The organism is Niastella soli (assembly GCF_017742245.1).
In the GTDB taxonomy this organism is placed as follows: Bacteria; Bacteroidota; Bacteroidia; order Chitinophagales; family Chitinophagaceae; genus Niastella; species Niastella soli.
This window is the reverse complement of record NZ_JAGHKO010000024.1, coordinates 274,289-293,496: the sequence shown is the minus strand read 5'-3', so window position 1 is coordinate 293,496 and position 19,208 is coordinate 274,289. Positions and strand designations below refer to the sequence as shown.

General features: G+C 43.3%; 17 protein-coding genes. 5 read left to right on the top strand and 12 right to left on the bottom strand.

Annotation, left to right across the window (positions count from 1 at the left end; all coding sequences use genetic code 11):
• The first annotated feature begins 1 nt into the window (after nt 1).
• The gene (locus J7I42_RS34040; protein ID WP_209144849.1) at nt 2–865 is read left to right on the top strand and encodes a DUF6929 family protein; all 864 of its coding nucleotides are present in this window, start codon (nt 2–4) and stop codon (nt 863–865) included.
• 71 nt (nt 866–936) lie between these two features.
• Here J7I42_RS34040 and bshC read toward each other — a convergent pair whose 3' ends face one another.
• From bshC to rimO, 7 genes are all read right to left on the bottom strand, one after another.
• Nucleotides 937–2,532, bottom strand: coding sequence for a bacillithiol biosynthesis cysteine-adding enzyme BshC (gene bshC, locus J7I42_RS34035; protein ID WP_209144847.1), 1,596 nt, complete (start codon nt 2,530–2,532; stop codon nt 937–939).
• A gap of 78 nt (nt 2,533–2,610) precedes the next feature.
• Entirely contained in the window at nt 2,611–3,420 is an 810-nt protein-coding gene (locus J7I42_RS34030; protein ID WP_209144845.1) for an SMP-30/gluconolactonase/LRE family protein, read from the bottom strand.
• On the bottom strand, nt 3,417–4,448 hold the full coding sequence (locus J7I42_RS34025) for an acyltransferase family protein (RefSeq protein WP_209144843.1): 1,032 nt from the start codon (nt 4,446–4,448) through the stop codon (nt 3,417–3,419). Before J7I42_RS34025 ends, J7I42_RS34030 begins: the two co-directional genes overlap by 4 nt.
• A 59-nt stretch (nt 4,449–4,507) precedes the next feature.
• Nucleotides 4,508–5,755: an NAD(P)/FAD-dependent oxidoreductase gene (locus J7I42_RS34020; protein WP_209144841.1), complete on the bottom strand. Its 1,248-nt coding sequence runs from the start codon at nt 5,753–5,755 to the stop codon at nt 4,508–4,510.
• 128 nt (nt 5,756–5,883) lie between these two features.
• A complete protein-coding gene (locus J7I42_RS34015) occupies nt 5,884–6,885 on the bottom strand; it encodes a 4-hydroxyproline epimerase (protein ID WP_209144839.1) in 1,002 nt (333 codons plus the stop codon).
• Nucleotides 6,886–7,132: 247 nt separating this feature from the next.
• Entirely contained in the window at nt 7,133–8,620 is a 1,488-nt protein-coding gene (locus J7I42_RS34010) for an aldehyde dehydrogenase (NADP(+)) (RefSeq protein ID WP_317196280.1), read from the bottom strand.
• A 1,184-nt stretch (nt 8,621–9,804) separates the two neighbouring features.
• Entirely contained in the window at nt 9,805–11,112 is a 1,308-nt protein-coding gene (gene rimO, locus J7I42_RS34005; protein WP_209144834.1) for a 30S ribosomal protein S12 methylthiotransferase RimO, read from the bottom strand.
• Between the two features lie 220 nt (nt 11,113–11,332).
• Here rimO and J7I42_RS34000 point away from each other — a divergent pair, with 220 nt between their 5' ends.
• Nucleotides 11,333–11,815, top strand: coding sequence for a hypothetical protein (locus tag J7I42_RS34000; protein WP_209144832.1), 483 nt, complete (start codon nt 11,333–11,335; stop codon nt 11,813–11,815).
• A 135-nt stretch (nt 11,816–11,950) separates the two neighbouring features.
• Here the strand turns inward: J7I42_RS34000 and ftsY are convergent, their stop codons facing one another.
• The 4 genes from ftsY to rpmB form a co-directional block, all read right to left on the bottom strand.
• Complete coding sequence (ftsY, locus tag J7I42_RS33995; RefSeq protein ID WP_209144830.1) at nt 11,951–12,913, bottom strand: signal recognition particle-docking protein FtsY; 963 nt, start codon at nt 12,911–12,913, stop codon at nt 11,951–11,953.
• Nucleotides 12,914–13,079: 166 nt separating this feature from the next.
• Nucleotides 13,080–13,253: a DUF4295 domain-containing protein gene (locus J7I42_RS33990; RefSeq protein WP_014218834.1), complete on the bottom strand. Its 174-nt coding sequence runs from the start codon at nt 13,251–13,253 to the stop codon at nt 13,080–13,082.
• 96 nt (nt 13,254–13,349) lie between these two features.
• Nucleotides 13,350–13,532: a 50S ribosomal protein L33 gene (rpmG, locus tag J7I42_RS33985; RefSeq protein WP_209144828.1), complete on the bottom strand. Its 183-nt coding sequence runs from the start codon at nt 13,530–13,532 to the stop codon at nt 13,350–13,352.
• 23 nt (nt 13,533–13,555) lie between these two features.
• Nucleotides 13,556–13,792 carry a 50S ribosomal protein L28 gene (gene rpmB, locus J7I42_RS33980; RefSeq protein ID WP_209144827.1) on the bottom strand — a complete coding sequence of 79 codons (237 nt, stop codon included), beginning with the start codon at nt 13,790–13,792 and terminating at the stop codon, nt 13,556–13,558.
• Nucleotides 13,793–14,523: 731 nt separating this feature from the next.
• Between rpmB and ppk1 the strand changes: the two genes are divergently transcribed.
• The 3 genes from ppk1 to panB all read left to right on the top strand — a co-directional run bounded on the left by ppk1 (nt 14,524) and on the right by panB (nt 18,652).
• Nucleotides 14,524–16,644, top strand: coding sequence for a polyphosphate kinase 1 (gene ppk1, locus J7I42_RS33975; RefSeq protein WP_209144825.1), 2,121 nt, complete (start codon nt 14,524–14,526; stop codon nt 16,642–16,644).
• An 8-nt stretch (nt 16,645–16,652) separates the two neighbouring features.
• Nucleotides 16,653–17,558 (top strand): Ppx/GppA phosphatase family protein, encoded by a 906-nt coding sequence (locus J7I42_RS33970; RefSeq protein ID WP_209144823.1) that lies wholly within the window; start codon nt 16,653–16,655, stop codon nt 17,556–17,558.
• A 272-nt stretch (nt 17,559–17,830) separates the two neighbouring features.
• Nucleotides 17,831–18,652, top strand: coding sequence for a 3-methyl-2-oxobutanoate hydroxymethyltransferase (gene panB, locus J7I42_RS33965; RefSeq protein ID WP_209144821.1), 822 nt, complete (start codon nt 17,831–17,833; stop codon nt 18,650–18,652).
• Nucleotides 18,653–18,735: 83 nt separating this feature from the next.
• On the opposite strand, the gene J7I42_RS33960 is transcribed toward panB, so the two are convergent.
• Nucleotides 18,736–19,206, bottom strand: a complete 471-nt coding sequence (locus J7I42_RS33960; RefSeq protein WP_209144819.1) for a hypothetical protein — start codon at nt 19,204–19,206, stop codon at nt 18,736–18,738.
• Nucleotides 19,207–19,208 lie beyond the last annotated feature (2 nt).

Genomic DNA, 19,208 nt, shown 5'->3' with positions numbered 1-19,208 from the left:
TATGAAACTCAAATTGCTCGACTATAGAGATGTTCCGGATTTTCCCGTTGGCTCGAATGTTGAATTTTTTAATGACACCCTATACCTGGTTGATGATGATGCCAGTGACCTGGTTGCCCTCAAAAAGTGGCAGGTACAGGCAAAACATCAATTACTAGGGTACGATGATCCCAAGATCCTGCCTGGGTCAAAATCCGATTTCGAAGCGACTACCATTATAGTGGTGAATAGCATTCCCCGCTTATTGGTAATGGGTTTCGATATTAAAGACAAACACCACAAGGCTATCCTGGTTAACCTGGATGATTTTACCAAAGAAGAATTTGATATTTCCGTTTTCTATAACCGGTTGAAAGAAACCGTAGGAGTTATCAATATTGAATCAGCAGCCATTGTGCTGGGTAAACTTATTTTGTGTAACCGCGACCATAAAACGGCCCCTGAAAAACACATCATTGTTACGGATGTTGATTTCTGGAAGAACCAGGCCAATGCAGAGATCACTACCGTAAGTTTTGATCTGCCACAAACACCCAAACAGGTTGTTGGATTATCTGGCCTCGCCTATTCGTATAAGAACGATTGGCTGGTAGTTAGCTTGCTTTCTGAAAGTGCTGACAAAGACCACAAGACCATGGGCGATAGCTACCTGGCTGTTATTGAAAATGCCTCCCGCAAAGTGGTGCGCAAGAAAATGAAGGTAAACTCCCTGTTTCATTTGAATGAAGCAGATAATGGTTTTACCGGTTACAATATGCAGTCGGTCTGTATTCGTACCGATAAATCCCGTCGGGTGAAATTATACCTGTTGGCCGATAACAGATCGGGCAATAATGGCATCTTCACCGTACGTGTAAAAGAATAATACTTCCTGTTTTAAATAATTAAGGGGCTTGACGAATTCCGTCAGCCCCTTTTAATTTTATAGGCGTTACTTTACTTTTCTTCCAGAATAATAAACTCCTGCTCTAAAGTGGGCGAGTGATCATATACTTTTTGAATAAATTCCTTTCCCCACAATGCAAACCAGGGCATAAAATTGTCGACCCGTTCCTGTAACCCGTTGCGAGGGAATATAGCCGTTCTGACGACCTGTATCTGCCGTTGCTCAGCTTCATATTTCTTTTTTTCAGCGCGGAGTAATTTCTTCTCCAGCTCCTGTAAAGGCTTCAGCGTGCGGGCCTGTAATGCTTCTACATGTTGAGTGAGCGATTGATCGATGGCCGCTGCTTTATTTTTTAACTGCTCATACATGTGCATGGCCGCTTCCAGTTCATGTTTTAGTTTCAGCTCCCCGTTTTTGTGGCGTGTTACCAGCTGGGTAAGCAGCTGTTGCTCTGATTGAAAAAAGTCTTTTGATTGCAAACCCAGTTTATGGATCTTTTCCTGCCACTTTTTCTCTACTATCAAAAATGAATTACGCAACACCAGCATGGGGAATGGTACACTGTAATGTTCAAACAGTCCTTTTAACTCAAGCCAGTAAGCTGTTTCGCCACCACCACCAATAAACGCAATATTAGGCAGTACCGTTTCCTGGTATAATCCGCGTAAGATCACATTCGGACTGAACCGCTCGGGATGATTGCTCAGTTCGGTGAGGATCTCCTCTTTGGTAAAACCAATGGTGGTGTTCCTTACCTCATAGCGTCCGTCTTTTAATTCGATCAGTTCGCGGATATTATCCTTCAGGTAGAATAAATTGATATCCCGGGGCGAGGCCTGAACTTTATGTTCCTTTGATAACTGCTCAATGGTTTTCCCTACTATCTGCGCGGGCATTTGTTGCAGCAGGTCTTCCCGGAAAACCGGTTCCATCACTTTTTTCAGGTTCGCATTATCGGGCAGGATCACGATCAGGCCATAGGATGCAAATAAGGCATCAATAAGCTTAAACGTGGCTATCTGAATATCGAGGCTCTCCAGATAGGCATCACGCAACAGTTGTATTAATTCTTTACCATGGGGTTGAACCGATAACTCACCGTCTATACGATGGATCAGTTTATCGAGCCCCTTGTTAGTCATTCGGCCCACAGCCCCGGTTTGTTTGGTATCCCATACCAGCTTTTCACCGCCCAGATAAACATGGCCCAGTTCATCGAGGTCAGCATCTTCGCTGCCCATCCAGAATACCGGAACAAAATGTTTATCAGGAAATTCCTTTTTTAACTGATCGGCCAGCTTTATTACATGTACTATTTTATAAATAAAATACAGGTGGCCGGTAAAAATGGCTGGCTGGTGAGCCGTGGTAATGGTAAATGTATTGGGTTGCAGCAGTTGTTGAAGGTTCTGCTGCACCTGGGGCGTAGTGTTCACCCCAGCGTATTGTTGCTGTAATTCTTTTACCAGTAATTCTCGGTCGGGTTGTACCAATTGCCGGGCGGCAATGGCGGCGTTTATCCCTTCCAACGATACCGGATGCTTATAAAAAGGTTGCAATGAGGGCGACTGGTCCAAATAATCTAAGATGATCTTCGAAAAATAACCGGTCTGCCCAATAGATAAATTAGTAGAATTAAAATCCATATAAAAGCGAATACGAACATAAAAGTACTATCAACAGCACGTTTGCCATAACTGATCGTCAATTTTAACGTTCCATTACTACTTTAGTTCATACGCCACTATTTTATTTTTGAAGAAGGTGGGTATATATACGATCCTGTTTTTGGCATCGTACCCAATATCGGCTGTATTCGATTTTTGCTCACGTGTATCGAGCAGCATTTGTTTGGTGCCATCTCCTTTCACATAATACACCGTACCGATCCAGCAGCTCACGATGTAATCTTTACCGGTAACATGTTCCAGTCCATCGGCCAGTTTGGTAAGCGATTTGTCTTTTTCCACTTTATTTAAAGACCCGGCATCCAGCAGATACAGGTCGTTGCCTTCAATGAACACCCCATTAGGGCCTTTCAGGTTCTCGAGCCAGGTTGTTACCTGTCCATTTTCTATGCGGTGTACCTTTTTGGTTTTAGAGTCCGATACGTAGATCACGCCTTTCTTATCAACTGTAAGGTCATTCAGGCCTTCGGCACCGGTAACAGGAATGGTTTGGGTGAGCACGCCTTTTTTGGTATCGATCACCCCCACTTTGTCAACGTCGGCTACATACAAATTGTTTTTATATAACCCCATTCCCTTGGGCGCGTTAAAACCGCTTACCCAGTCAACGGCAATGATCTTGCCATCGAGCCCTACTTTGCCTACCGACCCTTTGTTATCCTTTTCCCATGGTTGCCCGTCTATGTTGGTTACATATAAGATCTTATTTTCTGCATCGTATAAAACCGATTCCGGCACCTTCAACAAGGTATCAGTTTCCCATTTCTTAACAAGCTGATGTTCCTGGGAAAAAGCAATTGTAGCTAAGAACATGAGCATGAAAACAGCAATGGCAGATTTTTTCATATGTCCTGTTTTTTTATGGTTATAAAGATGCGATTATATTTTATCCTGCCGGACCATCTCTGGGCCGGGTTTTCAATGATTTTATAAAATACCCAGGCTGATAAAACGGAGAAAAGGTACCCGATTATGATTATTATAGTTATTTGGTACCCGGCGCTAAATTTATGCGATAACACATTTATCAATGCTTTACCGGTTATCAGGTGAAGCAAATACAGCGAGTAGGATATCTTTCCAAGGAATTCAAGAACAGGCGTGGTAAGATTAGGCAAAAAATGAATGATAAGAATGGTAGCTAGTCCCGCTATAACATGAATTACCGGCGACACCATTACAGACACGGCTATGCAAAGCAACGTAAGCAAAAAACATTCTCTGCTTTCAATAATGTTCATTTGCAAAAATGTATAAAGGATACCCATGAGAAAAAGAGGCGCATGTAACGGGAAAAATTCCTTGTTTGGCAAAAGGAACGGGATAGATAGCAGTATTAAATAAAAGCAGTAACGGTAGATCTTATTGCCAGTCAAAGCAACAGGCAGCAATAGTGATAAAACAAGGTAATACTGAAATTCCACAGCCAGTGTCCAAAACACTTCTAAAACCCATTGGCCATGATAAAACGGTATTAAATATCCCAGATGAAGAAAGATGTCTGTGGTTTTGGGGGTTAAGTTAATATCGGTTGCAGTAGGAACAAACACCCTGAGCTGAAAATAAATGAGCGTCAAAACAATACAGACCAGATATGGCGGCTCTAACCTTATTAACCGTTTCAACATGAAATTTCCCCAGTTCCGGTACCTGTATCCACCCCGGATCATGGATAGCGGAATTACCACACCCGAGATCACAAAAAATATATACACACCGGAATGCCCGATCCTGAAGATACTTTTTATGTCAGCATTGTCTATATAACCCTTTGTATCAATGAAATGGAAAAAGCAAACCATTGTAGCGGCAATTCCACGCAGGCAATTAATGACCGGAATGTTTTTTGAAGCAAAAACAGGGTTTTCAGACACTTGGATTCAAAATTATGTAATAGGGTAAAGATAAGGGAAACAGTTTTCAAACCACAAACCTAGAATCTTTCCGGCCTGAATGCCCCTATTTCAATCGAAGTCCCCTTTTTACCAATCAGTTCCTCAACCAGTTTCCCAGTGGCAGCGGCCAGCGATACCCCCAGCATGGCATGTCCGCCGGCGATCACCAGGTTCGAATATTTACTATGTGCGCCAATATAGGGAAGCCCGTCGGGCGTAAGTGGACGTAACCCGTACCAGATCTTTTCTTTGGGCATCATGTCTAATGCCAGATCGGGGTAATAGGCCTTAGCGCCATTATAAATGGCCTGGGCGCGTTTTACCAGTATGGGAGAATTGAGCCCGCTTATTTCCATGGTACCGCCCATCCGCAGATCGGGGCCCATGGGCGTCATGGCCACTCTTTTGTCAACAAGTATAGCCGGGTAACGCAAATTGCGTTTTACGTTCTCATAGGTCATGCTATAACCTTTGCCTGCCTGTAACAGCAGGGAAACACCCAGCTTTTCACTTACTACGGGTAACCAGCTTCCACTGGCCAGCACCAGTTGTGCGCATTCGAATTTGCCCTGGTTTGTGATCACAGCCGTAATAGTATTGCCTTTTTTCTCAAAACCGGTCACTGTAGTGTTCAATTGCAGTTTTACGCCTGCCTTTTCCAAATGGGTTTTCAGCGTATGCATAAAATCACCGGGGTGCAGGTGGCAGTCGATGGGGTATAAAACCCCTCCCCTTACATCAACCTGTACCTCAGGCTCCATGGCCTGTATTTCCTGAGCGTTCAGGATCCTGGTGTCTATATGCAGCGCTGCTGCTTCTTTGGCCAGTTCTATTTCATGTTTTTCCGTAGCGGCCGATTTATATAACATAAAGCAACCTACTTCCTGCATGCGGAATTGATTGCCAATATCATTCTTTATATCACTGGTCAATTCGCGGCTAAGGTGCAGGAGATCGTTTAACGGCGGTATATTCTGTTGCAGGGTTTGGGCATTCGCTTGCTTCCAAAAGGTCATTAACCATTTTATGAGGTCGAGGTTAAGGCGGGGCTTTATATAAAACGGACTGGTAGCACTTAGCATCCAACGCAAGCCTTGTGCTACTATGCCAGGTGAAGCCAACGGGGTAAAGTGACTGGGCGATACATAACCGGCATTGCCAAAAGAAGTGCCATCGGTAATGTTACCTTTTTCTATAACCGTAACTTCATAGCCTTCTTTCTGTAAGTAATAAGCACAGCAAAGACCAATAATGCCGCCGCCTATTATTGTAACCTGTTTACTCATGTGGTATGTTTAATGATAACCAAGGTAGATATTGAAATTCAATAGTGATTTCGTCTTTGACAAAGTGAAAGGTTCAAGCTGCATTCGCCTTTTCTTGTATTTCCCCATTTCCCATTTCCCATTGCCTTTTACATTACCTGAAACCCATATGCATATGGATCATCTTCAGGATCTATAGTAATAGTATTGTACCCATATACCTTTGCCCAGCCTTCTATGCTTGGGCGAATGGCCGGTTTGCCATCAACTGTTGTCTCTTCTTCAATACGGCCTGCAAACTGCGACCCAATAATACTTTCATGTACAAATACATCCTCCTTTTTCAACTTTCCCTTGGCATACCATTGCGCCATACGGGCCGACGTACCGGTTCCACAGGGTGACCGGTCGATGGCTTTATCGCCATAAAAGACCGCATTACGGGCGGTAGCATGGTTGTCAATTACGGCACCCGTCCATAAAATATGCGAACAGCCATTGATGGTCGGGTTTTCCGGATGTACAAAAGAGTAGGCTGTATTTATCCGTTTGCGTAGTTCACGTGCCCAGGCAATCAACTGATCGGCGCCATAATGTTCCAACCCTTTGAAATTAGGTTGTACATCAACTATAGCATAAAAGTTACCGCCATAAGCTACATCAATGGTTAGCTCACCCAGGTCGGGGGATGTTATTGGCAACCCTTCAGCAGCCAGGTATGCCGGTACATTGGTAAGCTTTACGCTTTTTACTTTTTTGCCATCCTGTTGATAATTGACCAGTACCAGTCCGGCCGGTGTTTCCAGACGAACGGTGCCTGGTACTTTGGGTATTATCAATCCTTCTTCAATCGCAATGGTTATTGTACCAATGGTGCCATGCCCGCACATGGGTAAGCAACCACTTGTTTCAATGAACAGTACTGCAATATCATTTTGCGGATCGTGCGCCGGGTACAATATGCTGCCACTCATCATGTCATGACCGCGGGGTTCAAACATCAATCCCTTGCGGATCCAGTCATATTCCTTTAGGAAATGCTGGCGTTTTTCGCTCATATTCTTTCCCTCCAGTATGGGGCCACCACCAGCTACCAGTCGTACCGGGTTGCCGCAAGTATGCGCATCGACACAGAAAAAGGTCTTTTTCATGAACGCCAAAGTTTGTCGCATATTCATACTGAACGTTTTCTATAAACGCTCAGCATAAACCTATGCGAGTAAAATAATTAAAATTTATGGACGGAAGCTTTTTTCTATCCCGCATAAAACGGCAACGCTGTTTGTGGTTTGTAGTTCTTTATTTTCAAATGCGTGAGCAAATGCAGACAGTCTGCTTTGTCAGAATGCAGTGTTTTAACGAGCATTTCAAAGCGCGGCAGCAACTACAAACCACAAACTATAAACTGTCTTTCGTCAGCACGTCATTAACAGTACGCCAAATATTTAATGGATTCCCATTCTTCAATTCATCAGGCAACAAATTGTCTGACCAGTTTTGATAGGCAATGGGACGGGCAAAGCGTTTAATACCATCAGCGCCAACCGAAGTAAAGCGTGAGTCGGTAGTGGCCGGGAAAGGACCGCCATGATGCATGCTTAAACAGACCTCCACGCCGGTAGGCACCCCATTCACGATAAACCGGCCGCAGATATCTTTTATTGCTTCTACCAGTTCATCATTGGCTATCATATCGTTTTCAGTGGCCATCAGGGTGGCAGTCAATTGTCCTTCGAGGTGACGCACCACTTCCAGCAATTCATTTTTGTCTTTACAACGAATAACCAGCGAATACGGACCAAACACTTCCTGATGTAACACGGGATTGTTCAGGAAGGCTTCGCCGGTGGCCGATGCAATAGTAGGTACGCCCTGATTGGCGGTTGGTTTGGTATCGCTTTCTGCAATATTTTGTACCTGTTGTTGCGAAAGGGCTTTGGCCCTGTTCTCTACATAGTTTTTTGCAATGCCGGGGTGCAGCATGGTGCCCGGGTTCACTGCTTTTATTTCATTGCCTAAGGTGTTGATGAATTGTTGCAATTCTTCACTTTCAATACCGAAGATCAAACCCGGATTGGTGCAGAATTGCCCAACTCCCAGCGTAATGGAGCCGGCATACATTTTAGCTATTTCAACCGAAGCCTGTTTCATTTTTTCGGGGAACAGGAACACAGGATTTACACTTCCCATTTCAGAAAACACCGGTATGGGTTCCTTGCGTTGATTGGCCCAGTCGAACAGGGCCCTGCCGCCTAAATAGGAACCGGTAAAACCAACCGCTTTTGTATAGGGATGGGTCACCAGCGCTTTTCCTACTTCCTGTGAAGCGCCATGGATATGCGCAAAAACGCCATTGGGCATATTGCACCTCGCGGCTGCTTTAAGTATGGCCTGCGCCACCATTTCAGATGTTTGCGCATGGGCCGGGTGCGCTTTTACAATAACGGGGCAACCTGCTGCAAGGGCACACGCTGTATCGCCACCAGCCGTTGAATATGCGAATGGGAAATTGCTGGCCCCAAATACCACTACCGGGCCTAAAGGGATCAGCATTTTACGTATATCGGGTTTGGGCGGTGTTTTGGCAGTGTTGGCCGTGTCGATCCTTGCTTCCAGCCACTCCCCTCTTTCACAGGCATCGGCATAACTGGTTAACTGGAACATGGTGCGGGCCCTTTCGCCGCGAAGACGGGCTTCGGGTAAATTGGTTTCCCGCATAGCGGTTTGAATCAGTTCATCGCCTGCATTTTCCAGCTCTGTGGCAATGCTGCGCATGAATTTGGCGCGGTCTTTTAACGAATACTTCCGGTATTGGTGAAAAGCCTGCCACGCGAGATTCATAACCTGGTCAATTTCTTGTTCAGCTGCATCTTTAAACATAGTCATTGTATTTACCGTCGTATCGGGTTACAAAGGTATTATACATTCCGTTAACCGATATACCTGCGTGAAATATTGAAAATTATTAGATAATAATGGTTAAGTGGGAGGCGACCCGAAAGTGGACCTGGGGAAGTTTGAGGAGAATCTATTGACGCTGAGTATAGTGGGCGTTTTATTGAATTCTGAGCAAGTCTGCATTAGTAGAGTCGAGATTTCGAAGGGCAAACAATTTACGCCGGACTTGGTCGAGGCGTGTGGAGTCTGAACGGACCTGCAGGGAGCGCTTCGCTCACCGAAGCTTTAGCGAAGGAGGGGCCTAGGTGAGGAGTCGAAGTGTCGAGTCCTGAGCGGAGTCGAAGGACGGCGGCCGATGACCGCCTACGCCAAGGCTTCGGCCGCCGATGCCGGGTTTAACGGGAAAGAAAGATCATCTTTCTTTCCCTGTTAAAGAACTCCGGTACATGCTGCCTGGTGGCAGCATTCAAGTAATCAGAACCTAAACCCTCTTTGCTAAGAGTTGCTACTAATGCTAAAGATGCGTATTAACCTGATCTCAAATTTACCCGGTATTAAACGATTTTGTAAACTTTGGGCGACTATTTATTATATTTTTTCGTTACTGGTATGTCTTTTTTATTTAATTAATTAGGAATGCAAACCATATTTAGCACGTATATAAATAAAGAGGCAGGCACAAGAGGTTGTGTGCCTGCCCGAGTGGATAATAATCAGTAAATTTTTGTCGCACTACCAAATTATCCACGATGCAACAACATCCTGATCACTCAGGCCTGTTTACATCTGCCATTGCCTCCAATTGAGCCAATTATTATTAAGCCGACTGATTAACTGTTGAGATGGAAAGAATGATAAGGAGTACCCGATATTGCCTATGATAAATAATGACAATATCATCAACACAAAGGTATTGTTTATGAAAAGTGGGAACAATACAACTTTGTGGTAACAAATGGTTTGTTGTTTGTAGTTTGTGGTTTGTAGTTATACTCGAATTTCGAGCTGAACTACAATTGTCAGCAGGTTTACTTTTCAGATATTCACCACAAACAAGAAACCCCAAGATCGCTATCTTGGGGTCGCAGATATCTTTAATTGAAATAATTTGCCATTTATAGGTCAGTCGAAAAAGCGGAAATAACCACAAACAACAAACCACCAACCACAAACTATATTACTTCTCCTTCGATGTCAAAATCGTACGCCTTGGTGATCTTTACATTTACGAATTCGCCTATGGGTAGTTTTTTGGTGCTGTTAATGATCACTTCGTTATCTACTTCCACACTATCGAACTCTGTGCGGCCCAGGTAACGGCCCGATTCTTTTTTATCGATGAGTGTTTTAAACGTTTTGCCGATCTTTTCCTGGTTCTTTTCAAAATTGATCTCCTGCTGCACTTCCATGATCTCCTGTGCACGGGCTTCTTTTTCTTCGGCCGGAATATTGTCTTCCAGGTCGTAGGCGGTAGTGTTCTCTTCGTGCGAGTAAGTGAAAATGCCTGCGCGGTCGAAGCGATGTTGTTGCAGGAAAGATTTTAAAGATTCTACATCGTCTCTTGTTTCGCCAGGGAAACCGGTGATCAGCGTAGTTCGTAAACCTATACCAGGCACTTTTTCCCTGATGGCGCTGATGAGCTCATTCATTTCTGCCTGGGTTATCTGCCGTTTCATGGCCTTCAGCATATTATCGCTGGCATGTTGCAGCGGCATATCGAGGTAATTGCATATGTTATCCCGTTCGCGCATTACATCCAGTATTTCCAATGGAAATTTAGAAGGATATGCGTAATGCAGGCGGATCCATTCCAACCCTTTTACATCAGCCAGGCGGTTCATCAGATCGGCCAGCATGCGTTTTTTGTAAATGTCCAGGCCATAATAGGTCAATTCCTGGGCAATCAGCATCACTTCTTTCACGCCTTTTTTCACCAGGCCCTCAGCTTCTTTCACCAGGTCTTCGATTGAACGGCTAACGTGCTGCCCGCGCATAAGCGGAATGGCACAAAAAGAGCAGGTGCGGTTACAACCTTCTGATATTTTTAAATAAGCATAATGGGTAGGCGTGGCCAGCAGCCGTTCGCCCAACAATTCTGCTTTATAATCGGCTTCAAACGCTTTCAGGATCAGCGGTAATTCCATGGTGCCGAAATAGGCATCCACTTCAGGGATCTCCTGTTCCAGGTTATTTTTGTAACGCTCGCTCAAACAGCCGGTAACATATACCTTATCGAGTTTGCCGCGGCGTTTCAATTCTACCTGGTCAAGAATGGTATTGATAGATTCCTCCTTGGCCTTGTCAATAAAGCCACAGGTATTTACAATTACAATATTGTGATCTGATTTTTCATTCTCATGTATCACAGCTATATCATTCGCCTGTAACTGTCCACTTAACACTTCACTGTCTACCATGTTCTTACTGCAGCCCAGCGTAATGATATTTACCTTGTCTTTTTTATGGGATCTAACTTTCATATAAGGGCGCAAAGGTACTTAACAATAAGCAATGGACAATAGGCAATAGGCTGGGTTACTGTACAACAATTGTTAATCCCTTTGCGTTTTAGGTGTTTCGGTGTAATATTGCGGAAATAATGCTAAAATTAATTGAGCATTAATTGTTTAGAATCTTTTCTAGCTGTGCAAGTTTGGCATAGTTTTTTAAAATTGTATTTGACCAAACATTGGAATATTTATGAAAAAAATCGTAGTTGTACTAGGTTTACTAGCCCTGTTCACTGTTAATCGTACTCAAGCCCAGGCATTAGGCTCTGATTATAAGACTGCCATTGGGGTAAAATTCTGGCCTGGTGCATTGACTGTAAAACATTTTATTAAAGACGACGCGGCACTGGAAGGTTTGCTTAACTTCTGGGGTCACGGTTTCCGTTTTACCGGATTGTATGAATTTCACGGTGATATCAATAGCGCTCCTGGTTTAAAATGGTATGTTGGACCCGGCGCTCACATTGGCTGGTATAACGAAGGTTACTGGCGTAATGATCATTATTATGATAAAGGGTCAGCGTCTTTCGGTGTTGATGGCGTATTAGGATTGGATTACAAGATCAGAAACGCTCCTATCGCGCTTAGCCTTGATGTAAATCCTTATGTTGAATTCCTCCACGGCGCTTATGTTGACGTTTGGGGTGGTTTAGGGGTGAAATTCACTTTCTAAAAAAGAAATAGCTGAAAATAAAAAAGCCCCGATACCGTCGGGGCTTTTTGCTTATAAAGAGTTTGGAAAACGGCAGAAAATCCGTCTCGGCTCAGCCGGGAGCCTATCAACCTGCTGCTATCTGCGTTCCCCTCGTTAATTGGTCAACTTAAAAAGACTATCTACAAACTCATGTTTATCAAATACCAGTAGATCTTCCATTTTCTCACCCACTCCAATAAATTTAACGGGTATTTTAAATTGATTGGCAATGGCCAGTACCACACCGCCTTTAGCCGTTCCGTCAAGTTTGGTAATGGTAAGTGCCGATACATCGGTGGTAGCGGTAAAATGTTTTGCCTGCTCCAGCGCGTTTTGTCCCGTGGAACCATCCAGCACCAGCATTACTTCATGGGGCGCTTCGGGGATCAGTTTTTGAACCACCCGGCGAATTTTACCTAATTCATCCATTAAGTGCGCCTTGTTATGTAAACGGCCGGCAGTATCTATAATGATCACTTCTACGCCTTTGGCCAATCCACTTTGTACCGTATCGAATGCCACCGAGGCAGGATCTGAACCCATGGGCTGTTTTACAATGGGAACTCCAACCCGTTCGCTCCAGATGGTTAACTGATCAACCGCCGCAGCGCGGAAGGTATCGGCTGCACCCAGCAATACCGATTTACCGGCTTTTTTGAAGTTATAGGCCAGTTTGCCAATGGTGGTAGTTTTACCTACTCCATTTACGCCCACCACCAGAATAACAAATGGTTTGGATGGTAGTGGCGTATTGAAATTATAGCTGTTATTTTCAGGCGCGTCTACCAGCACAGCTTCAATTTCCTGTTGCAATAACTTGTTTAGTTCAGTGGTAGTGAGATACTTATCTTTTGCTACGCGTTCCTCAATACGTTCAATGATCTTAACCGTAGTATCAATGCCCACATCGGCGCTTACCAGGGCATCTTCGAGGTTATCGAGCACCTCTTCGTCTACGGTACTTTTACCGGCAATGGCTTTGGTGATCTTTGACAGAAATCCCTCTTTTGTCTTTTGTAATCCCTGATCGAGCGATTCCTTTTCTTTTTTGCCAAACAACTTCCCGAAAAAACTCATTTTCCTGATTTTAGTGACTAAAGATAACAATGTAATCGTAAAGTCGAAACAAGCGTTGAATATCAAATAAAAAGGCAGGCACTAATGTTACTCCTTTCAATTCAGTTAACGCAAAAAAGCTCCGACAATAGATCGGAGCTTTTGATAAGATACTTCCTTACCCAAATTATTTACCGGCTAAGAAATCCTTAACCTTGTCTTTGTGTACGATATTCTCTTTGAAAGTATATGCGCCAGTCTTCTCACTGCGTACAGCACGAATTACTTTCGTCCAGTTCTTTGCTTCAGCGGCTGCTTTAGCATCTTTGGTTTTCGCGTTCTTTGAAGCTGCTTTTGCCATGACTCTAAATTGAAAATGTGATAATTAGCAAATTCCAAAATTAATACAAGCTGCGTTTAGCAATTGCACAATGGCAAATTTGCTAATTGTCAAAGCTTACTTAATTTCTTTATGAACCGTTACCTTTTTCAGGATCGGGTTGTATTTTTTCAACTCCAGACGTTCTGGAGTGTTCTTTTTGTTCTTATTAGAGATATACCGGCTGGTACCAGGCATTCCGCTATTTTTGTGCTCAGTACATTCCAGGATTACCTGAACACGGTTACCTTTCTTTGCCATTGTTATAACGCTTTAAAAGTTAATTAGATTTTTTCACCCTTTGCACGCAGCTCTTTTACTACGGGCATCAAGCCTCTTTTGTTAATAGTACGAATACCTTCAGTTGACAACTTGAGGGTGATCCATTTATCTTCTTCGGCCAGGTAAAAACGCTTAGTTTGCAAATTCGGTAAAAACCTACGTTTGCTCTTAATATTGGAATGCGATACTTTGTGTCCTGTTACGGGAACTTTACCTGTCACCAAACATACTCTTGACATGACGCATAAAATTTAGGACGGCAAAGGTCGTAAAATCTAGGTAATTATCAAACTAATACCAAACTTTTTTTAGCCACTTTTCAACATCTGTGGATATGTTGGGCTTGGAAATGTGTAAAATAGCCCAAAATGGACAGTTATTCACATTTTTCGACGGCTTTAGGACCTCCTTCGTCCCATCGCAGCCCTCCAAAGTTCGGTTCCTGTTGCCATATAACGCAGCAATTCATCTCGCAGTTGTTATTTTTTCGGGTTTTATATACCTCTTGTCCGCTTGTTTACCTGGCTTGTATATCTTCTTTTATTTAGGATAGATTTATTTGTATACCGATAATTTCCTGTAAGTGATTTGTACCTGATCCGTACTTGTCCCGTACCTATTAAGGAACGGCATATATATGGGATATATACGGAACATATACGGGATATGTACGGGATATGTGTATATCAGAAATAAATCTTACATGAACCAAATCTGAATCCAACTGGATCTGGACAGGACCCAACTAGAAGGTGGCATGTACTAAACAGGCATTTTAATACTTTCTGTTCGAGCGATTTAATAATTACTTAATTTAATTTTAATTTACGCCTTCTCACCTTTGGTAGAACAACTTCATACCCAATTGTATGAAGGCCTGATCCGGGCACAGAAATGGAAGCTAATTTCTTAAACCTTTAAAAAAAAGGAACCCCAGGGGAATTCTGCCAAGACAAATATGATCACACAGATGAAACGTAAGACCATAGCCAGGGACATTAGTTGGTTATCTTTTAATGCCCGTGTATTGCAGGAAGCTGCTGATCCCAGTGTGCCATTACGGGAGCGGGTTAAATTTTTAGGCATTTTCTCCAATAACCTCGATGAATTTTTCCGGGTTCGTGTGGCTACCCTTAAACGCATGACCGAAGTGGGCAAAAAGAACATGCATATGGAAGTGGCCCCCAACAAGATCCTGGACGAAATTCAACAGATCGTGCTGGAACAGCAAAGCCAGTTCAACCGTATTTGGGAAGGAATAAATAAAGAACTGGAAAAAGAAAAGATCTTCCTGATCACCGACAAGGGCCTTAATAAAGAACAACAGAAGTTTGTACAAACCTTTTTTGAGGAAGATGTTCGCATGAATACCATTCCCCTGATGGTGGAAAGCATTCCGCATTTTCCCTACCTGCGCGAAAAATCGTTGTACCTGGGGGTAGTGCTTTCGCGAAAAGACGGCAGCCTGAAACGGAAATATGCCATTATTGAAATTCCGGCCAAGGCTAATGGCCGCTTTAAATTGTTACCATCGCCACAAGGGCAACATCATATTATTTTACTGGAAGACGTGATCCGGTTCAACCTGAAAAGCATTTTCTCTTATTTTGGGTACGACCGGTTTGAATCCTGGGTATTTAAAGTAACCAAGGATGCAGAGATCGATATGGACAGCGACATTTCCACCTCCCTTATTCAAAAGATAGAAAAAGGGGTGCGGAACCGGCGCAAGGGTAAACCCGTTCGGTTTGTGTTTGATAAACAAATGGATGCCGGTTTGCTCGATTACCTGATCCGCAAGCTGAACCTGTCGCGCAAGGACAGCCTGATCCCCGGCGGACGAATCCATAACTTCCGGCATTTTATGGACTTTCCAGATGTATTTGAAAGAAAAGGGACCCGGAAAAAGCCTTTTATGCATCCAATGCTGAAAAGTACGCCCCGGGTAACGGATGTGGTGTTATATACCGACATCATGCTGAATTTCCCTTATCATTCCTTCAACCCCATAATAGATCTGCTGCGCGAAGCGGCCATTGACCCCGATGTTACCGTTATTAAAATAACCGCCTACCGGCTGGCCACCAATTCAAAGATCATCAACGCCCTTATTAATGCCGTTCGAAATGGCAAACAGGTAACGGTGATGCTGGAACTGCGGGCCCGTTTTGATGAGGAAGCCAACCTGGATTGGAAAGTACGGCTGGAAGAAGAGGGGGTAAAAGTATTGATCAGTATTTCTGACATGAAGGTGCATGCCAAGGCCTGTTTAATTAAAAAACGGGTGCATAACCATACCATTCATTATGGATTTATAAGCACCGGTAACCTGAATGAAAAAACAGCTACCGTTTATGGTGATCATTGTTTGCTAACGAGCGACAGGTTTATCATGGCCGATGTAAACCGCATCTTTAACTTTCTGGAGAAACCAAAGGAGGGTATGCATTTCCTGAGGGCCTGTAAAACCATTATTCCCTGCCCTACTGATCTGCGGAAGGAATTAATAAAACTGATCAACCGGGAAATAAAATTTGCCAAAGAAGGCAAACCGGCTGGCATTCTTTTAAAGATGAATTCGCTGAGCGATGAAGCCCTTATTGAAAAACTGTATGAAGCGGCACGGGCCGGCGTGGAAATAAAACTCATCATCCGGGGCATCTTCTGTATGTATACAGAAAGCACGAAGTTCGTAAAACCCGTAAAGGCTGTTAGTATTATTGACGAGTATCTTGAACATGCCCGGGTATTTATTTTTCATAATAATGGCAGTGAAAAGGCATATATTTCGTCGGCCGACTGGATGGTGCGCAATCTTGACCACCGTGTAGAGGCTACCTGCCCTATCTTTGACGAGAATATTAAAAAAGTGTTGAAAAATATCCTGGAAATACAACTTAGTGATAATGTAAAAGCCAGAATTTTGGACAATGAACTAAGCAACCGATATGCGCGGGACCGGAAGATCAAAAAAGTGCGGTCACAGGTAGAGATATATAATTACTTACATCAAAAAAGCAATGGAATACCCGATTCATCCAATGCGGAGGTTTCTGAGATTGTAACGGTGGATGAAAAATCGGCGATATAAAACGACACATGAAACTGGCGGCCATAGATATAGGCAGTAATGCGGCACGATTGCTGATATCGGATGTTATTCTTTCCAATAACAGAAGACCGCAATTTCAAAAGATCAACCTCGTCCGGGTGCCCTTGCGCCTGGGCTTTGATGTGTTTGAGAAAAAAGCGATCTCAAAAGAAAAAGAGGACATGATCCTGAACACCATCAAAGCTTACAAACTTTTAATGGATGCTTACGGAGTGGAATATTGCAAAGCGGCCGCAACTTCTGCCATGCGCGATGCGTCCAATGCAGACGAGATCCTGGAACGGGTTAAGCAGGAAACCGGCATCGGCATTGAGGTGATCACCGGTGATGCGGAGGCCGCGCTTATTTATGAGAACCACATTGCGGAGAACCTCGATAAAAACCATACCTATTTATATATTGATGTGGGTGGCGGTAGTACTGAGTTGACCTTTTTTGCCAATGGACGGCTTATTTTCAAACGTTCTTTTAATATTGGCACCATCAGACTGCTAAAAAATCAGGTGGACGATTACCTGTGGGGTGAGATGAAAGATTTTGTGAAACGCGAAACCAAACCCTATCACGATATAATGGCCATAGGCAGTGGCGGAAACATCAATAAAATATTTTCCCTCTCCAAGCGAAAAGAAGGCAAATCCCTGCCTTTACAATTGTTGAAAGACTATTATAAAGAGTTCAGCAGTTTTTCCGTTGCCGACAGAATACGCATCTATAAATTGCGGGAAGATCGGGCCGATGTGATCGTGCCTGCCCTGTTTATTTATGTGAATGTAATGCGCTGGGCTGGTATTGAAGAAATACATGTTCCGAAGATCGGTTTGGCAGATGGATTGATCCAGCATTTATACGACGAGCTGAAAGAGAAAGGCAAGTTGGTTCCCAGTACTTAGTTCCTGGGTTCTTAGGTTCGTTAATTTGTGAATAGGCTTATTTCTTTTCATTCCGTCGCCTCATTGCTTTATCAATTATCTCATTTATAATAACTTATTTCTTACTATTAATTTCCATTTAACGAACATCCGTTAGATATCTTTTGGTACTGTTCTAAATTCTCCTACCTTAGCAGCCGCTAACAACTGCGAGGAGCATTAAATGTGTTTTATTCTAATGCAGAGCCATATTCCCTCCCGCCCCATACACACACAGTATAAAACTCCCAGGTATGTCGGTACACGTTAACAAAGAAGTAAAAAAAGTAACGACCCATACGTTACAAAAAATGAAGTCTGTTGGAGAAAAGATCTCCATGATAACAGCTTACGACTATTCATTTGCCCGGTTGTTTGATGAAGCCGGTATTGATGTAATTCTGGTAGGCGATTCCGCCTCCAACGTAATGGCAGGTCATGAAACCACGTTGCCAATTACGCTCGATCAAATGATCTATCATGCCTCTTCGGTTATCCGCGGTATAAACCGTTGTTTTGTTGTGGTTGATCTGCCGTTTGGTACTTACCAGGCCAATTCCAAAGAAGCACTGGCATCAGCCATCCGCATTATGAAGGAAACCGGCGCGCATGCCGTTAAACTGGAAGGCGGTGAAGAAGTGCTGGAGTCGGTAAAACGTATTGTGGCTGCCGGTATTCCGGTTATGGGCCACTTGGGATTAACGCCACAGTCAATTTATAAATTCGGTACCTATACAGTACGAGCACGCGAAGAAGCGGAAGCCAATAAACTGCGCAACGATGCCAAATTATTAGAGGAAGCAGGCTGCTTTGGCGTTGTACTGGAAAAGATCCCTGCTGCGCTGGCCAAAGAAGTGTCAGGATCACTGGTAATACCTACTATTGGTATTGGCGCCGGAATGCATTGCGATGGCCAGGTGCTGGTGATGCACGATCTGCTGGGTATCAATACCGAATTCAAGCCCCGCTTTTTACGGCAATACCTGAACCTGTATGAGCAGATCATTGGCGCAGTAAAAAATTATGTGCATGATGTAAAGGCAAAGGACTTTCCGAACGATAAAGAACAGTATTAATAATATTGACTGATCAATAATGGATCTTGAATGTCGAAGTTTATATACTTCGACATTCTTTTTTATATATATGCTTCTTTCCTTTATTGAATTTTCATTGCATAATACATTGGCAGAAATGTATTCTTTAGTAGCTTATAATTTGAAGAACAATCCTGACATTGGCTGATATCTGTCGTCAGTTTTAATTTATAGGTCTTGCCTTTTATAAAACCATAGAATTCAGCGCATGCTACATAAACCATTATTTCCTGTTTTTTACCCTCCAGCCGGAATTTCATAAGTGTGGCTGACTTCAATACTCCGCAATGAATAATTTCCCCAAGTGGTTTTAAAAACTCACATGAATAATCATTCTCATTAATAATAGTTGTAGTCTCTCCTATCAGCTTCCATTTAGGATAAAAAATTGTGTATTGTTGCCTGGTAAGTTCTTCGGATGTTTTCGGTTCCTTCTTTACAAGCATTAATTTACCGGTAACTTTTACCAGCTTGCCCGTTAAGTTTTCCTCCCAGGATGGCAATCCATCAACATAGAATAATACATTGGACAAGT

Bases quoted from the DNA above. Each gene is read 5' to 3' on its own strand.
- J7I42_RS34040 (WP_209144849.1), top strand. From the start codon at position 2: ATGAAACTCAAATTGCTCGACTATAGAGATGTTCCGGATTTTCCCGTT.
- bshC (WP_209144847.1), bottom strand. From the start codon at position 2,532: ATGGATTTTAATTCTACTAATTTATCTATTGGGCAGACCGGTTATTTT.
- J7I42_RS34030 (WP_209144845.1), bottom strand. From the start codon at position 3,420: ATGAAAAAATCTGCCATTGCTGTTTTCATGCTCATGTTCTTAGCTACA.
- J7I42_RS34020 (WP_209144841.1), bottom strand. From the start codon at position 5,755: ATGAGTAAACAGGTTACAATAATAGGCGGCGGCATTATTGGTCTTTGC.
- J7I42_RS34015 (WP_209144839.1), bottom strand. From the start codon at position 6,885: ATGAAAAAGACCTTTTTCTGTGTCGATGCGCATACTTGCGGCAACCCG.
- J7I42_RS34010 (WP_317196280.1), bottom strand. From the start codon at position 8,620: ATGACTATGTTTAAAGATGCAGCTGAACAAGAAATTGACCAGGTTATG.
- rimO (WP_209144834.1), bottom strand. From the start codon at position 11,112: ATGAAAGTTAGATCCCATAAAAAAGACAAGGTAAATATCATTACGCTG.
- J7I42_RS34000 (WP_209144832.1), top strand. From the start codon at position 11,333: ATGAAAAAAATCGTAGTTGTACTAGGTTTACTAGCCCTGTTCACTGTT.
- ftsY (WP_209144830.1), bottom strand. From the start codon at position 12,913: ATGAGTTTTTTCGGGAAGTTGTTTGGCAAAAAAGAAAAGGAATCGCTC.
- J7I42_RS33990 (WP_014218834.1), bottom strand. From the start codon at position 13,253: ATGGCAAAAGCAGCTTCAAAGAACGCGAAAACCAAAGATGCTAAAGCA.
- rpmG (WP_209144828.1), bottom strand. From the start codon at position 13,532: ATGGCAAAGAAAGGTAACCGTGTTCAGGTAATCCTGGAATGTACTGAG.
- rpmB (WP_209144827.1), bottom strand. From the start codon at position 13,792: ATGTCAAGAGTATGTTTGGTGACAGGTAAAGTTCCCGTAACAGGACAC.
- ppk1 (WP_209144825.1), top strand. From the start codon at position 14,524: ATGAAACGTAAGACCATAGCCAGGGACATTAGTTGGTTATCTTTTAAT.
- J7I42_RS33970 (WP_209144823.1), top strand. From the start codon at position 16,653: ATGAAACTGGCGGCCATAGATATAGGCAGTAATGCGGCACGATTGCTG.
- panB (WP_209144821.1), top strand. From the start codon at position 17,831: ATGTCGGTACACGTTAACAAAGAAGTAAAAAAAGTAACGACCCATACG.